This window comes from Fontisphaera persica, from assembly GCF_024832785.1.
Taxonomy (GTDB): Bacteria; Verrucomicrobiota; Verrucomicrobiia; order Limisphaerales; family Fontisphaeraceae; genus Fontisphaera; species Fontisphaera persica.
The window spans coordinates 3,611,354-3,626,103 of the sequence record NZ_CP116615.1 but is presented as its reverse complement, the minus strand read 5'-3'; the positions used below and the strand labels follow the sequence as shown (position 1 = coordinate 3,626,103).

Sequence of the window (14,750 nt, the reverse complement as noted above, 5' to 3'; positions counted from 1 at the left end):
GCCGCGAGTCCGCCGGATTTGATTCCAGGCGCAGGGAGTCTTTGGTATAAAAAGATACATGCGCGTCAGGCACAGTGAGAGGCCCGGGCCTTGTGAACGAGGAAGGCTGAGTCCCGCCCTGTTGGTGGCGGTGGTGTCGGCGGTGGTGATGGGGTTGCTGGTGTGGCAGCTCCTGCGGGCGCCGGCTTCCGCGCTTCCGGGCGGCCCGCCGCTGGTGGTGTATTGCGCGGCGGGGTTGAAGCCGCCAGTGGAGGAGCTCGCGCGCGAATACCAAAAGCTCTACGGCGTGCCGGTGCAACTTCAATTTGGGGGCTCGCAGACGATGCTGGCGGCGCTGGAGGTGGCCCGGCGGGGCGATTTGTACCTGCCGGGGGATGATTCATACATCCAACTGGCGCGGGAGAAAGGTCTGGTGGCCGAAACAATCCCGCTGGCCAGGATGCAGGTGGTGCTGGCGGTGCGCCGGGGCAATCCCAAGAACCTGCGCAGCTTGGCGGATTTGCGCGCGCCCACGGTCAGCCTGGCGCAGGCGAGTGCCGAAGCGACGGCGGTGGGGCGGTTGACGCAGCAGGCGCTGCAAAAAGCGGGCCATTGGGAGGCCGTGGCCGGGCGCACGCGCGTCTATAAACCCACGGTGAATGACGTGGCCAACGATATCAAGCTGGGGACGGTGGATGCCGGGTTTATTTTTGACGCGTTGCTGGCGCAGTATCCGGAGCTGGAGGCCGTGCCGGTGCCGGAGCTGGCGGAGTGCCGGGCGCAGGTGGTGGTGGGGGTGTTGACGGCGAGCCAGCAGCCCACGGCGGCCTTGCGGTTTGCGCGTTACCTGGCGGCGCGGGACCGGGGCGCGCCGGTTTTGGCCCGACATGGATACCGGGCGGAAGGCGGGGACCCCTGGAGCGAAACGCCGGAGCTGACGTTGTACGCTGGCGCCATGTTGCGGCCGGCCATAGAAAAGACCATTCAGGAGTTCGAGCAGCGGGAGGGCGTGAAGGTCAACCGCATTTACAACGGTTGCGGCATTCTGGTGGCCCAGATGAAGGCCGGCCAGCGGCCGGATGCCTATTTTGCGTGCGATAAATCCTTTCTGACGATGGTGGAGGACTTGTTTGAGCCGGGCGAGGACATCTCGTCCAACCCCATCATCATCCTGGTGCCCAAGGGCAATCCGAAAGGCATCCGCGAGCTGCGGGATTTGGGGCGGCCCGGCTTGCGGGTGGGGGTGGCGCACGAGCAGCAAAGCACGCTGGGCGCGTTGACGCGCCGGATGCTGCTCGCCCACGGCCTCTATGAGCTGATTCGGCCCAATGTCAAAGTGGAGTCGGCCACGGGTGATTTTCTGGTCAACCAGTTGCGCGCCGGCTCGCTGGATGCCGTGATTGTGTACGTGAGCAACGGCGCGCTGGTGGCCCACGAAACAGAGTCCCTGCCCATTGCGCTCCCGGAGGCGTTTGCCATCCAGCCCATGGCGGTGGGGAAACAGGCGCGTTACCCGCAACTGGCCGCCCGACTGCACGAGCGCATTCGCGCGGCGGAGTCGCGGCAGCGTTTTGTGGAGCTGGGATTTGGCTGGCGGCTGGGGCCCCATCCGGTGGAGCCGAAGATGCCGCCGCCCCCGCCGCCCGGGCCCTGAATGAGGGGCGCCGGCGGGCGGCAGGTTTTTCTGGGCGCTTGAGCCGCACGGGCGGTGCGGTATAATAAGAGGCAGCGTATGCCAATTTACGAATTTCATTGCGAAAAGTGCGGCAAGGACAGCGAGATTCTGGTGCGTTCGACGCAATGGCAGGGCGCGCTCTGCCCCCATTGCGGCTCGACGCGCCTGAGCAAGAAACTTTCGGTGTTTGCCTCGGCCACGGCCGGGACCAGCAGCAGCAGCAGCTCCAGCGAGGGCGGCTGTGGCGGCGGCGGGTGCGCGTGCGCCTGCCGCGGGGGCGCCCACCATCATTAAAGCAAAAAGGCTGGCCCGGCGCGGGCGCCGGGCGTAAGCTCTGCGGGTGATGCCCCCAGCGGACAGCAGTGGCGGTGAGACGGCCCCGGCCGTGGTGCTCATCGTGGAGGATGATGACATCATCCGCGATTTGCTGTGTTCGCTGGTGCGGCAGATGCATTTGACGCCGCTGCCGGCCTGCAACGGGCTGGAGGCACTGGAGGCGCTGGAGTTTCAGCGGTTTGACTTGGTGCTGCTGGACCTCGCCATGCCGGAGTTTGACGGCTACGACGTGCTCCAGCGCATCAAGAATGATTTGCGCCTGCGGCGGGTGCCGGTCATTGTGCTGTCAGGGATGACGGATGTGGACACGGCCATTCGCTGCATTGAGATGGGGGCGGATGATTTTCTGACCAAGCCGATTCAAACCACGCTGCTGAAGGCACGCATTCGGACCTCCTTGCAGCACAAGCGGCTCTATGACATGGAGGCGGATTTTCTGCGGCGGCTCGAACAGGAGCAGGAGCGCAGCGAGCGGCTGCTGCTCAACGTGCTGCCGTCCTCCATTGCCCAGCGGCTCAAGGAGGGAGAGGACCACATTGCGGAGCATTTCCCGGAGTGCACGGTGATGTTTTCCGATTTGGTGGGGTTCAGCCGCCTGGCCAACCGCATCACGCCGGCGGAGCTGGTGCAGGTGCTCAACACCATCTTCAGCGCCTTTGACCAACTGGCGGACCGCCACGGGCTGGAGAAAATCAAGACCATTGGCGACGCCTACATGGTGGTGGGCGGCGTGCCCAACCCGCGGCCGGACCACCCGGAAGCGGTGGCGGAAATGGCGCTGGACATGCAGGAGCTGATGCGCACCATGCACATGCACACCGGGCATTTGTTGCAAATGCGCATCGGCATCCACACGGGGCCGGTGGTGGCGGGCATCATTGGGACGCGCAAGTTTTCGTATGATTTGTGGGGGGAAACGGTGAACATTGCCAGCCGCCTGGAATCCAGCGGCCGCCCCGGCTCCATCCAGGTGAGCGCCGCCACCGCGGAGCGGTTGCAGCACAAATACCAGTTTGCCTCGGCCGGCACAGTGGAGGCCAAAGGCATCGGGCCGGTGCCGGCTTATTTGCTCCTGGGCCGGCTGGGCGCGGGCGCCTGACCGGCAGCGGCCTCCGCGGCGGCCGGCAGCGCATTGGTGGCGGGCGTCAAGCTGACCAGACCAATGGTTTCGCCGTCCACAAAACAGCCTGAACCCCAGCCCATTTGCGGGAGCCATACGCCTTGGAAAACCGTGCTTTTGCGGGTGGTGGGATGGGTGAACGCGCCTTCAAAGAGGCCGTGTTCGGGGTCCAGGCGAAACTCCATTTTTTCGTACGCAGCCAGGGCAAAGCGGGGGCGGCCGCGTTCATCCCATTCCAGGACACTGCCCAAGGTTTCGGGTAGTTGGCCGCCCGTGAAGGCCAGCACCGCCTGGGGGGCCGTCCACGCGGGACGCCCCGGGCGCGACGGCTCTGCGCGCTGGCCGCAAACAATCAACAGCCCGGCGGCGCCGGCGGGAAGCAGCTTGTCTTTGGGCGAGGGTGGCTTGAACCACGCGAGCTGGCCGGTCAGCGGCGGGTTTTTCTGGGGGTCCCACTGGCACCAGCCCAGCAAGGCGCCGCGCCCGCCGTAGAGTGGCAGATACACCGGACAATGGCCATCCTCGCCGAGCACGGTTTTGGCTTCCAGGGGCGTGCCGTCCGGCAGCCGTCCGGCGAGGGTCACCTGATGGGGCGGGGCAAGGCGCAGGAGAAGCCAGCCGTCACCCTGGACTTGCGGGGGAAGATTACGGGGGACGAGGGCGGCGGTGTAAGCGCCGGCGGCGAGGCCTTCCGGCAGGCGGCGGGCGGCGCGGCGGGCGGTGAGGGGTGAAGTCCATTCGCCATCGCGCACCCAGCCCAGAAGCGCCTGCGGGGGGGCGCCGGGCATCTGGTAGGTCAGGCTGAGTTCAAAGGCCAGAGTGGTTTCGCCGGAGCGCGCCAGCAACTGGCGGGCGCGGCCGTCGGCATCGAATTGGCCGCGGAGCACGTGCGCCTGGCCGCTCCACCACAAGCGCCCCTGGTAGTGTCCTTCGGTGTCCACCTCGAATTGGGCCAGTCCGCTGTTGTCGAGCCCGACGGCGGAGGGGACCCAGGCTAGGCCGGCATAGGCGCCCTGGCGCTCCACAAAGGGGCCGGGTTCAAACACCGCTTCCAAGGTCATGTTGGAGCGCAGCAGCAGATGCAGCTCGGCATCGGAAGAGGTCACGCTGCCGCGCCAGCCGGCAAAGCGGTGTCCCGGATTGGCGCGGGCCTGCAGGCTGAGGGTTTTGCCGGCGGTGTATTTGCGGCCGCGGGTGTCGGGCGTGACGGTGCCCGCGCCGGAGACAGTCACTGTGACGGCCAGGCTGGGGCGTTCGGGGGTCTCGGCCGGCGGCGCGTCGGGGGCTTCTTTCGGGGCGGTGGTTTTGGGGACGAAATTGGCGATGAGCACGAGGTTGCTGCGCATCACAAATTCCAGCGTGGTTTTTTCGGAGTTCACGCCGCCGGTCCAGCGGGCAAAGGTCCAGCCGCGCTCGGGTTTGGCGGTGAGGGTGTAAGTGCGGCCAATCTCAAGGAGGTCCCGCGAGAGGTTGGGCGTGACCTCGCCCTGGCCGACGATTTGGAGCAGGAGGGGGCTGGCCAGGACGTATTCGCATTGCACCTCCACCCAGTCGGAGACCAGCCCGGCCAGGTCCACGGCGCGCACGCGCACGCGATGGGCGCCGGGTGTGACTTGCTGGCGGATGGTCCACTCGCCCAGACCTTCGGCGGCCTGCAAATCGTTTTGGTCCAGTTGATATTCAACGCGGGCGAGTCCTTCATTATCGCGCGCGGTGCCGGTGATGACCAGCAGGGGGTTGGTGAGGCGCACGCGCGGCTCGGGCGAGCGCAGGTTGATTTTGGGCGGGGTGCGGTCATTGCGGATGCGCTCGGCGGGCGGGCGCTGTGGGGGAGTCAGCGGCTTCACCACCACGGTTTGGTTGCTGAGGATTAACTCGCGCGGGGTGCTGGTGATGTCCGTAAATCGAATGGGCGGCGGCGCGGCACGATTGGTGAAGGTGGGCTGCCGGACGGGCGGCAGGATGATTTCCGGTTCTGCTTCGGGCGGGGGCGGCGGGGGCGGCAGTGTGGCCGCGACGGCGGGGGGCCGGCCTTCCGGGGCCAGGGAGCCGGTGCGCCGGACGTTGGCCCGGAAGAGCGGCCAGGGGGTGGCTGCCAGGCCGGCATCGGCCTGCACGGCGTAGAAACGCCCGTCCCATCCGCCAAAATAGAGCACGCCATTGGTGGTGAGGAGCGGCGAGGTGCTGATGGCGTCGGGCGTGGTGATGGCCCATTTTTTGCGGCCCTGGGCGTCCAGGGCGTAAAAGCGTCCATCATAGGAGCCAAAGTAAATGGAGCCATCGGCGGCCAGGGCGGGTGTGCTGCGAATCCAGCCTTCGGTGGCAAACTCCCACAAGACACGGGCCTCCTGAGAAACGGCGCGCAGTTTGCGGTCATCGGAGCCGAAGATGACGATGCCGTTGGTGGCAATCACCGGCGAGCCGCGCACCGGGCCGCCGGTGCGGACTTCCCAGAGCCGCTCGCCGAAGGGGCTGACGGCGTGGAGGTATTGGTCGTTGCTGCCAAAATAGACATTGCCCTGCGCGTCAATCGCCGGGGAGGAGCCAATTTTATCGCCGGTGTCCACGTACCAGCGGCGCGAGCCGTCCGGATTGACGGCGTAGAAATTGGTGTCATAAGACCCGAAATAGATGACGCCCGCGGCGCTGATGGCGGGGGAGGAGACGATGTTGCCATTGGCGGGAAATTCCCATTTGCGAAAGCCGGCGGGTTCAATGGCAAACAAGGTGCCAAACACCGAACCAGCATACAACATGCCCTGCGGCCCCAAGGCGGGCGAGCTGACGTAGCCGCTGCCGGGCATGACGCGCCATTTCTCCCGGCCATCGGGCAGCAGCGCGTAAATCAGGCGGTCGGTGCCGGCGAGGTAAATGGTGCCTTCGGGCCCCACCACGGGCGTGGCGGCCAGGGCGCCGGCCGCGCGGAATTCCCATTTTTTCTGGCCGTCCGGCCGCAGGGCGTACAGGGCGCCATTGTCCGCGCCGAAATAGAGGGTGCCGTCCGGCCCCAGGGCGGCGGAGGATTGGATTTTCACGCCCACCGGAAAGGTCCACAAGATTTCCCCCGGCGCGGCGGCGGGCAGGGACATGGCGCCGAGGGCAAGGAGCATTCCGGTCACCACATTCAGGCGGCAACGACGGACGAAAAGCATATAACGATGGCTCATGAGCTGACCCGGTTGTGTTACCAATCCCTGCCTATCCAAACCAGCGTGCCGACGGGCAGCAAGTCAAAAAGCAGGAGCAGGTCATCGGCGCCCAGGTGGATGCATCCATGCGAGGCGGGGCGCCCCAGGGCCAGCGGGTCGCTGAAACCGTGGAGGTAGATGTAGCGGCGGAAACTGTCCACGCGGCCGCCTTGATTGAAGCCCGGCTCCAGGCCGGCCAGCCAGAGGATGCGATGCACGATGCGCGCCTGGGGTTGTCCCTGCCAGGTGTAACCGCACATTTGGCGGGCCTTGAACACGGCGCCGGGCGGCCAGCCGCCGCCGATTTTGGCGGCGACACGGTGAAGGCCCAGCGGGGTTTGCTGCGAGTTTTCCTGCTGGCCCACGCCAAAGCGCGAAGTGGAGATGAGCATTTCCCGCACCAGCGCCACGGCCGGGCGCGGTGCGGCGCTGTGGCGCCAGGGCAGGCGCACGAAAAGGCGCAGACGCTGGCGCTGCACGCTGACGGCCAGCGCGTACTCCGTGAGGAGCACGCCGCGCCGTTCACAGGCCCGCTCGAAGGCGGCTGGCAGACGGCATAAAGCGGGCGGGTTCATGCTTCCAACAGGGCCACCGCGGCGGCGTATTGCGTGGTGTGGGTGAGGCTCACCAGGACCTGGCGCCCGCCGCGGCTGGCCAGCAGGACCAGGCCCTCCTCGTGGAGCGTGATGAACGGCTCGCCGGAAGGCCGGCGTTGCACTTCAATGGCGTGCCAGCTCAATTGGGAGCCGATGCCGGTGCCGAATGCCTTGGAGACGGCCTCCTTGGCGGCAAAGCGCGCAGCCAGATGCGGGCCGGGGTGTTTGAAGCTCAGGCAGTACTCGATTTCCGCCGGCCGCAGGATGCGGTTGAGGAAACGCTCGCCAAAGCGCTGGTAGGACTGCTCGATGCGGGCGACTTCAATGATGTCTATGCCCACGCCCAAAATCATGCGGCCCCGCCTCCTGCCGGATAGTCTCGCATGAGGGCCAGCATTTCCTGAACGGCGGCCGGCAGTCCGACCATCACGGCGCGGCTGATGATGCTGTGGCCGATGTTGAGCTCGACCAGATGCGGGACGCGGTACAGGTCCCGCAGGTTTTGGTAGTGGATGCCGTGGCCGGCGTTGACGCGCAGGCCGGCCTGGTGGGCCAGCTCGGCAGCCTGGCGCAGGCGCTCGACTTCCACGGCGCGCGCCGCGGGGTCGGGCCAGGCCTCGGCAAAGGCGCCGGTGTGCAGCTCAATGAATTGTGTTCCCGTGCTGGCGGCGGCCTCCACCTGGACGGGGTCCGGCGCAATAAAAAGGCTGACCTCGATGCCGGCCTCGTTCATGCGCTGGCGGGTTTCGCGGATGGCCTCCCGTTGTCCCGCCACGTCCAGGCCGCCCTCGGTGGTGATTTCCTGGCGGCGCTCGGGGACGATGCAGACGATGTCCGGTTTGAGGCGCAGGGCGATGCCAATAATCTCCGGGGAGTTGGCCATTTCCAGGTTCAGGCGGGTGGTGACGATTTCGCGCAATTTCCAGACGTCCCGGTCCTGGATGTGGCGGCGGTCTTCGCGCAAATGGGCGGTGATGCCGTGCGCCCCCGCCTGCTCGCACAAGCGGGCGGCCTCCACGGGGTCGGGCTCGCCGTGGCCGCAGCCCCGGTAGCGGGCCTCGCGCACGGTGGCCACGTGGTCAATGTTAACGCCGAGTTTGAGCATGAGACTATTGGGCGGACGGGGCCTTGGGGGGCGGTTTTTGCAATTTGCCAAAATCAGGCGGCTGCCCCCACAGGTCCAGCGCCCGCGCCAGCAGGTTCAATTCAAATCCGGTCAGCCCCACCGGCCCGCGCCGCACGAAATTCATTTTTTGGGGCGAGACAAAGGTGATTTCGGTGACCGTGTTGCCCAACAGCGGCGCGGCGGCCTGAAGCCAGGTCTGCCCCGGCAAATTGGCCGGAACCTGGCGGACGTGGCTGAACAAGGGGAGCAATTGGAACCATTGCCGCCAACTGTTCAGCCGCTGCTCGGTGATTTCCCAACTGTAATACACCAGGTTGGGCCGGTTGCTCACCTGTGCAAACAGCTCCGGCGGCGGGTTGGTGCTGGTGGCGGGGGCGGGAAACATTTGCACCCAGACAAACTCGCCTTCGGGCGTGCGCGTGGCCTTGAGGAGGGGGGACATCAGCGGCAGGCCCTGCCACAGGAGCTCCGCGCGGTTGCTGACCCAGAAAAAGTCGCCCACTTTGCTGCCGCCGATAATCTGGTAAGCCACCGGCGGCAGTTTGTTGGCCAGCCGCGTCACCGTGTTGGTGGCGTCCTCCAGCCGCGCCGCCGCCTGCACCAGCAACGGCATGCCGGACTGGCTCCAGCCGTACACCTGATTGGGCGCGTTTTTTAGTTCGAGGCCCTGGAACCAGCGCGTCTTGCTGAGCCACGGGGCCACGCCGTTGGCGGCGGTGAAACTGACCAGCGGCTCGCGAATAAGCGGCCGCGGGACACGCCACGGCTCCGGTTTCCACGCCACGGGGCGCGCAAACTGCAAGGTGCCCTGCACGCGGACATCCTCCCCTTTGCTGGAAAACTCCAGCTCCACCTCCGGCCAGTCGGCCTCCACCGGCAAGCCGAGGGCGGGGGCGAGGGCCTGGCCGTTGAACCGGGCGTACAACCAGGTTTCCGCCGACAAAGCCGGGGCCTTGCCGGCTTTGATTTGGGCCAGGCATTGCTTCACGGCGGCGGCGGCCTGCGGTCCGCCGGCGGCCACCAGCCAGGAGCCTTCCTCACTGGAGGCCAGTTTGGCGCCGGGAGCCTTCTGCAGGGCGTCCAGGGTTTGTTTCCATGCGGCGCGCCGTTCTGCCGGCAGGCGGAGGGCCACCAAAGTTTGCCGCTGGGCAGCCGCGCCCTTGATTTCCAGCAGCCCGCCGTATTGCCACCAGTCATTCACCAACGGGCGCAGTTGAGGCGCGGCATTGGTGGCGATGCCCAGATTGAAAATTTCCGGCCCCAGAAGGGCCACCTTGGCTGCCACGTCCTCCTGCCATTGCCGGGCGGAGGGCAGGGCTTCCGCTTTCAGCAAGCGGCTGCCGGCCGCCATTTTTTGCAAGGCCTGCACACCGGCGAAATGCGCCTGCACGAGGAAAGTTTCCGCCGCGCTGGCGGAAGCCACACTGCCGGCCAGCCACACGGCCCCGGCAGCCATCGCCGCAAACAGAGATTTCATCATAAATACGGCCTGTTCATGCCAAAAAACGGCGGGCAACGCAATCAAATTGCCGGGGCGGAGCGGTGGACGGACACCCGCGGGCGGGACGTGATGGGTGCGGGGAGGCCAAGGACCCGGCGGTGGCATGGAATTGCCTTGCCGCAGGGGGCGCGGTTCAGGGAAAGTTTGCGGCGGTGAGGTCATGGGTGAGGCATTAACAGTATTGGTGGCGAGTGATTTTCATTACGCCGGACCCACCGAGAGGCGGCGCCGCGGTTACGAAAGCCGCGGGCTGCGGCCTTGGTGGATGCGGTGGTATGTGCGGGCGTATTACCGCTGGGTCTGGATGGCCGATTTGACCGCGCATTATGTGCAGTTGCGCCAATTCCTGCATCTGGCGCCGCCGGCGGACTGGCTCATCGTGAACGGGGATTATTCCTGCGATTCCGCCTTTTTGGGGGTGATGGAGGAGGGGGCGTTTGAGAGCGCGTCCCAATGTCTGGCGCAGTTGCGGCAACATGCAGGCGAGCGGTTTGCCGCGACCATCGGCGACCATGAGCTGGGCAAGCGCCGGCTGGGGGGGGATTTGGGCGGGCTGCGGGCGGAGAGTTTTCGGCGGGCGGTTGAGGGTTTGGGATTGAAGCCGTTTTGGGAGCTGCGGTTGGGGCGGTATGTGTTGATGGGGGTGACTTCCACGCTGCTAGCCTTGCCGGTGTATGGGCGGGAGGGGCTGGCGGAAGAATTGCCGCAATGGCAGGCGTGGCGGGCGGAGCATTTGGAGGCCATTCGGGCCGCGTTTCGAGGGTTGCGGGCGGGCGAGCGGGTGTTGTTGTTTTGCCATGACCCGACGGCGCTGCCGTTTCTGTTGGAAGAACAGGCGGTGGCGGCGCGATTGAATCAGGTGGAGCACACCATCATTGGGCATTTGCACACACCGGTGGTCTTCCGGGCCAGTGGCTGGCTGGCGGGAATGCCGGAAGTGCGGCACTTGGGCAACGTGCCCCGGCGGTTAAGCTCCGCCCTGCGTCGCGCCCAGGACTGGCAGCCATTCAACGTGGTCTTGTGCCCTTCCATCGCGGGGACGCAGTTGTTCAAGGATGGTGGATTTTTAACGCTGCAACTCCATCCCGGCGCGGAAGCGCCATTGCGGATTCAACGGCATCGGCTGCCGTGGCTTACGGCGCAATCGGCGCATTGAGCAACGGCCGGCTGGTGGTGTTGGTGAGGGGGGTGGCGGGCGCGGCGGGGTCCAGGATTTGCTGTTCAAGGGCCGGGGGGAGGTTGGGACGAGGGCGCAAGGTGTAACGCACGCGGCGGGTTTCCAAGGGCAGTCCGGAGGCATCTTTTTTGATAATTAACTCACCGTTAGCGTTAAAGTCCTCACTAATGCCGCCGCGCCAGCGGGTCCAACCGGTCAATTTCCCGCTATTGTCATAATGGTATTCATCCCGCCACGAGCGCGCCGACACTACCATGGGGTCCGCATAGTTGCCCGGTTCAAATTCGCCGGTGTAGGTAATGGAGCGGATGCGGCCCTGTTCGTCATAAACGCGCTCCTGATTATCCGGACAGTACCAGGTGATGAAGGCGGGGGCGGAAAGATGCACGCCGTTATCGGCAAAGACGCCAACATCCACCCGGTTGGCGGCCATGCCCGGGGGGCCGGCGATGGGAAAGCGCGGGTGCCAGTCCACTTGAATTTCGGCGCGGCTGCCCTGGGCGTCGAAGGTGCGCAGGCGGACTTTGCGGGGGTCGCCCTGCAAAAGCACCCAGTGGAAGCGCAGGGGTCGCTGGCTGACATCGCGGCTGCCGGAGGCATTGACCAGCATGGCGCGGCGCAGTTGGGTGGAGCGCATGACGCGGGCAATGGCGGCCACAGTGGTGAATAATTCCTCGCTGTCCACCGGCTCAAAGAAGTCGCGGTTGGGGAGGGGCTTGTCTTCTTTTTCCACGCGCAAGATGACCACCGGCGGCAGGCTCTCGGGCCGGAGCTCGTGGGCCAGGGTGACCATGCGTTTGGGGTCCAGGTGTTTGGCGTCAAACACCGGCGGATGGGCCTTGCCGGAAAGGTAGTCCTCACGGCTGTTCACGTTATTGAGACTGCGGCGCAATAGATACTGAATGGTGGGGGCGATGAGACCGCGAGTGGTCAGTCCTTGTTTTACTTCCGGCTGAAAGGCGGCCAGCGTGGCGGCCACCGCCTGTAAAAACGGCTGGTCTGACCCGCTGGAGCCTAGTGAGGTGATGACGTAGGGGGTGTTGGCGGGGAAAACGTCCCCATACCCGCCTTCGCGGCCATCGGGTAATTTGCCGTTGTGGCCCGGCTGGTAATCGCGATGGCTGGGGTAGAAGTAGATTTGGTTGGCAAAGTACTGGGCGGGCAGCAGGCTCAAGGGGCCGGGGGAGGTGTAGGCGGCGCGGGTCATGCTGCGCCAGAAAGGCCCCATGACGGAGGCCACGGAGGCATTGCCGATGACCACGCCTCCTTGGAGCATAAGGTGGGCGGCAATGCCCCAGTGCAATTCCAGGGCTTTGGCTTCGGGGGCGTATTCGACATAGGTCAATTGGGGGAACAACTCACGCGGCAGATTGGAATGGTCGCCATCGCGGTTGTCGTAGAGGTCGCCGCCGTTTCCGGCGGCAGTGCCGGCGGCCCACCATTGGCGGAGCAAATCGCCGGCTTCATGTTTCCATTGGGTGATGGGCAGGTTGGTGACGGCGGCGGGGTTGAGTTTGAATTCGGCGCGGAAAAGGCCGGATTGAGCGGCGGCGGTATTGGCATCGCTGACCCAAGCCACCCCGTTGGAGGGCACAGCCGGAGTGGGCCGGTACCACGCAATCAAGGGGCGGGTGCGCCGGGCGCGCTCCAGTATGGCCTTGAAGCGGGGGTCGGGCCGGAGGTTTTCCCAGTCGGGGTCGCGCTCAATGTGGAGGGCATCGTTGAAGCCGCGCTCCACGGCGGCTTCCAGCAGGGCAAAGGCTTCATGGGTCAGGCCGGCCCGGGAGCGGAGGCAGCCGAGGTTGTAAAAACCATGGGAGTAGTAGGGAAGATCATTGGTAAGCTGGCGGCAGAGTTTTTCGGCCTGAGCAAAGTCCTCTTTTTGCAAGGCTTGGGCCAGTTGGCGTTCCAGCGGGGCGGCTTTCTGCCGCAGGGCGCCCATCAGGCTCAGGAGGCCGGGCGGCATTTCTGGCGGCAAGGAAGTCTCCAGGGGCGCGGCCAGCGTCCCGCACACGATGCCCAACCCCAGGCCAAGGAGCAGGGTTATTCGCAGGCCGGCATGCAAGGTGTGATGCGACATTGGGGAAACATTACCTGAGAATCCCCCGGCCCGCCAACCTTCCTGAAGCAGGGAAGGGACAAGGGGGCTGAGCGGGCTGGGGTTGCATTGGCGGCAAGGCACGGCATGTTAAGCGCATGGCAAAGACACTTTCGACCATGGTGGAGTTGGGCACGCCAGCGCCGGATTTCCGGTTGCCGGACCCGGCCGGCCGGTATTATGCGCTGAGCGATTTTCAGGCGGCGCCGGTGCTGCTGGTCATGTTTCTGTGCAATCACTGCCCCTATGTCAAACACATCCGCCATGCGCTGGCCGGGCTGGTGCGGGAGTTTCAATCCCGGGGCGTGGCGGCGGTCGGGATTAACGCCAACGATGTCACGGCCTATCCCGAAGACAGCCCGGCGCGGATGGCTGAAGAGATGGCGGCGGCGGGTTACACTTTTCCCTATCTCTTCGATGAGTCGCAGGCGGTGGCCAAGGCTTATCGGGCGGCGTGCACGCCGGATTTCTTTGTTTATGACCGGCAGCGGCGGTTGTTTTACCGGGGGCAGTTTGATGACAGCCGCCCGCGGGTGGAGCATCCGCTGCCGGTGACGGGGCAGGATTTGCGGGCGGCTCTGGAGGCCGCGCTGGCCGGACATCCGCCCCCTGCCGTGCAGAAGCCCAGCCTGGGTTGCAACATCAAGTGGAAGCCGGGCAACGAGCCGGATTATTTCAAGATTTAAGCGGCGGCGCGCTGGTGTTTCCCGCCCACGGGCAGGAAGGGCGGAGGGCGCCGGTGGAGGGTGTCCCGTCCGGGGGGGCTGGGGGGGCGGGGGAATTAACATTGACAGGCGGGACGGGCTGCGGGATTTTTTGCGTCCCTAACTATGGGAAAAACAGCAAAAAAGCGTGCGGGCCAATCCACGCGCCGGGCTGAGCCACCGATTTCTGTGGTGACGGGTGGGGCCGGTTTTTTGGGGTCGCATTTGGTGGATTATCTACTTTCAAAAGGTCATAAAGTAATCGCCATAGATAATCTGGTAACCGGGACGGTGGAAAATATTGCCCACCTGGCGGGGCACGAGCGGTTTCGTTTCATCAAGCAGGACGTCACGGAGTATCTGTATCTGCATGAGCCGGTGGATTACGTATGGCATTTTGCGTCGCCGGCCAGTCCGGTGGATTATCTGGAGCTGCCGATTCAGACCTTGAAGGTTGGCTCGCTGGGGACGCACAAGGCGCTGGGGCTGGCCAAGGCCAAGGGGGCACGTTTCCTGCTTGCCAGCACCTCGGAAATCTACGGTGACCCCCTGGTGCATCCGCAGACTGAAGAGTACTGGGGCAACGTGAACCCGGTGGGGTTGCGGGGGTGTTACGATGAGAGCAAGCGTTTTGCCGAGGCCATGACGATGGCGTATCACCGGGAACATGGGGTGGAGACGCGGATTGTGCGGATTTTCAACACGTACGGCCCGCGGATGCGGATGAATGACGGGCGGGTGGTGCCGGCGTTCATCAGCCAGGCGTTGCAGGGGCGGCCCCTGACGGTGTTTGGGCGGGGGACGCAGACGCGGAGCTTTTGTTATTGCAGTGATTTGATTGAAGGGATTTACCGGTTGATGATGAGCGAGCATGCGGAGCCGGTGAACATCGGCAACCCCCATGAAATCACGGTGCTGGAGTTTGCGCGGGAGATATTGCGGTTGACCGGCTCGCGCAGCCGGATTGTGTACAAACCGTTGCCGGCGGATGACCCGCGGCAGCGGCAGCCGGACATCACGCGGGCGCGGCGGTGGCTGGGGTGGGAGCCGCGGGTGAGTTTGAGCGAGGGCTTGGAAAAAACTATTTCTTATTTTCGGGGAAAAGTGTAAAACGAATGGCGCATGGCAATGAGACACCGAGGTGCGGCGGTGCTGTGGCGACATGGCACCGAGCCGGCTGTTTGGCATTGACCATGTGGGAAATTTGGATTAACGACTGCGAGCCTTGGCCGTGGGGGACGGGCAGGCGG

12 protein-coding genes are annotated in these 14,750 nt (G+C 65.2%); 6 read left to right on the top strand and 6 right to left on the bottom strand.

The window, feature by feature from the left end; genetic code table 11:
• The first annotated feature begins 58 nt into the window (after positions 1–58).
• The 3 genes from NXS98_RS13545 to NXS98_RS13535 all read left to right on the top strand — a co-directional run bounded on the left by NXS98_RS13545 (position 59) and on the right by NXS98_RS13535 (position 3,089).
• A complete protein-coding gene (locus NXS98_RS13545) occupies positions 59–1,633 on the top strand; it encodes a substrate-binding domain-containing protein (protein WP_283845550.1) in 1,575 nt (524 codons plus the stop codon).
• A 78-nt stretch (positions 1,634–1,711) separates the two neighbouring features.
• Positions 1,712–1,948, top strand: a complete 237-nt coding sequence (locus NXS98_RS13540) for an FmdB family zinc ribbon protein (protein WP_283845549.1) — start codon at positions 1,712–1,714, stop codon at positions 1,946–1,948.
• A 49-nt stretch (positions 1,949–1,997) separates the two neighbouring features.
• Complete coding sequence (locus NXS98_RS13535) at positions 1,998–3,089, top strand: adenylate/guanylate cyclase domain-containing protein (protein WP_283848180.1); 1,092 nt, start codon at positions 1,998–2,000, stop codon at positions 3,087–3,089.
• On the opposite strand, the gene NXS98_RS13530 is transcribed toward NXS98_RS13535, so the two are convergent.
• From NXS98_RS13530 to NXS98_RS13510, 5 genes are read right to left on the bottom strand one after another with little or no spacing between them, the layout of a single operon-like run.
• On the bottom strand, positions 3,053–6,277 hold the full coding sequence (locus NXS98_RS13530; protein ID WP_283845548.1) for a BamB-related PQQ repeat family beta-propellar protein: 3,225 nt from the start codon (positions 6,275–6,277) through the stop codon (positions 3,053–3,055). The two genes, NXS98_RS13535 and NXS98_RS13530, sit on opposite strands and share 37 nt — an antisense overlap.
• A 17-nt stretch (positions 6,278–6,294) precedes the next feature.
• Positions 6,295–6,873 (bottom strand): L,D-transpeptidase, encoded by a 579-nt coding sequence (locus tag NXS98_RS13525; RefSeq protein ID WP_283845547.1) that lies wholly within the window; start codon positions 6,871–6,873, stop codon positions 6,295–6,297.
• Complete coding sequence (gene acpS / locus NXS98_RS13520) at positions 6,870–7,244, bottom strand: holo-ACP synthase (protein ID WP_343214151.1); 375 nt, start codon at positions 7,242–7,244, stop codon at positions 6,870–6,872. The genes NXS98_RS13525 and acpS overlap by 4 nt, the downstream gene beginning before the upstream one ends.
• Complete coding sequence (locus NXS98_RS13515; protein ID WP_283845545.1) at positions 7,244–7,999, bottom strand: pyridoxine 5'-phosphate synthase; 756 nt, start codon at positions 7,997–7,999, stop codon at positions 7,244–7,246. The genes acpS and NXS98_RS13515 overlap by 1 nt, the downstream gene beginning before the upstream one ends.
• Before the next feature lie 4 nt (positions 8,000–8,003).
• Entirely contained in the window at positions 8,004–9,500 is a 1,497-nt protein-coding gene (locus NXS98_RS13510) for a hypothetical protein (RefSeq protein WP_283845544.1), read from the bottom strand.
• 181 nt (positions 9,501–9,681) lie between these two features.
• Between NXS98_RS13510 and NXS98_RS13505 the strand changes: the two genes are divergently transcribed.
• Complete coding sequence (locus tag NXS98_RS13505) at positions 9,682–10,677, top strand: metallophosphoesterase (RefSeq protein WP_283845543.1); 996 nt, start codon at positions 9,682–9,684, stop codon at positions 10,675–10,677.
• On the opposite strand, the gene NXS98_RS13500 is transcribed toward NXS98_RS13505, so the two are convergent.
• Positions 10,655–12,778 (bottom strand): tetratricopeptide repeat protein, encoded by a 2,124-nt coding sequence (locus NXS98_RS13500; protein WP_283845542.1) that lies wholly within the window; start codon positions 12,776–12,778, stop codon positions 10,655–10,657. The genes NXS98_RS13505 and NXS98_RS13500 overlap by 23 nt on opposite strands.
• A gap of 116 nt (positions 12,779–12,894) precedes the next feature.
• Between NXS98_RS13500 and NXS98_RS13495 the strand changes: the two genes are divergently transcribed.
• Together NXS98_RS13495 and NXS98_RS13490 are read left to right on the top strand one after the other, a co-directional pair.
• Positions 12,895–13,482 (top strand): thioredoxin family protein, encoded by a 588-nt coding sequence (locus NXS98_RS13495; protein WP_283845541.1) that lies wholly within the window; start codon positions 12,895–12,897, stop codon positions 13,480–13,482.
• Positions 13,483–13,626: 144 nt separating this feature from the next.
• Positions 13,627–14,610, top strand: coding sequence for a UDP-glucuronic acid decarboxylase family protein (locus tag NXS98_RS13490; protein WP_283845540.1), 984 nt, complete (start codon positions 13,627–13,629; stop codon positions 14,608–14,610).
• Positions 14,611–14,750 lie beyond the last annotated feature (140 nt).

Bases quoted from the DNA above. Each gene is read 5' to 3' on its own strand.
- NXS98_RS13500 (WP_283845542.1), bottom strand. From the start codon at position 12,778: ATGTCGCATCACACCTTGCATGCCGGCCTGCGAATAACCCTGCTCCTT.
- NXS98_RS13545 (WP_283845550.1), top strand. From the start codon at position 59: ATGCGCGTCAGGCACAGTGAGAGGCCCGGGCCTTGTGAACGAGGAAGG.
- NXS98_RS13495 (WP_283845541.1), top strand. From the start codon at position 12,895: ATGGCAAAGACACTTTCGACCATGGTGGAGTTGGGCACGCCAGCGCCG.
- NXS98_RS13535 (WP_283848180.1), top strand. From the start codon at position 1,998: ATGCCCCCAGCGGACAGCAGTGGCGGTGAGACGGCCCCGGCCGTGGTG.
- NXS98_RS13510 (WP_283845544.1), bottom strand. From the start codon at position 9,500: ATGATGAAATCTCTGTTTGCGGCGATGGCTGCCGGGGCCGTGTGGCTG.
- NXS98_RS13505 (WP_283845543.1), top strand. From the start codon at position 9,682: ATGGGTGAGGCATTAACAGTATTGGTGGCGAGTGATTTTCATTACGCC.
- NXS98_RS13540 (WP_283845549.1), top strand. From the start codon at position 1,712: ATGCCAATTTACGAATTTCATTGCGAAAAGTGCGGCAAGGACAGCGAG.
- NXS98_RS13515 (WP_283845545.1), bottom strand. From the start codon at position 7,999: ATGCTCAAACTCGGCGTTAACATTGACCACGTGGCCACCGTGCGCGAG.
- NXS98_RS13490 (WP_283845540.1), top strand. From the start codon at position 13,627: ATGGGAAAAACAGCAAAAAAGCGTGCGGGCCAATCCACGCGCCGGGCT.
- NXS98_RS13530 (WP_283845548.1), bottom strand. From the start codon at position 6,277: ATGAGCCATCGTTATATGCTTTTCGTCCGTCGTTGCCGCCTGAATGTG.
- NXS98_RS13525 (WP_283845547.1), bottom strand. From the start codon at position 6,873: ATGAACCCGCCCGCTTTATGCCGTCTGCCAGCCGCCTTCGAGCGGGCC.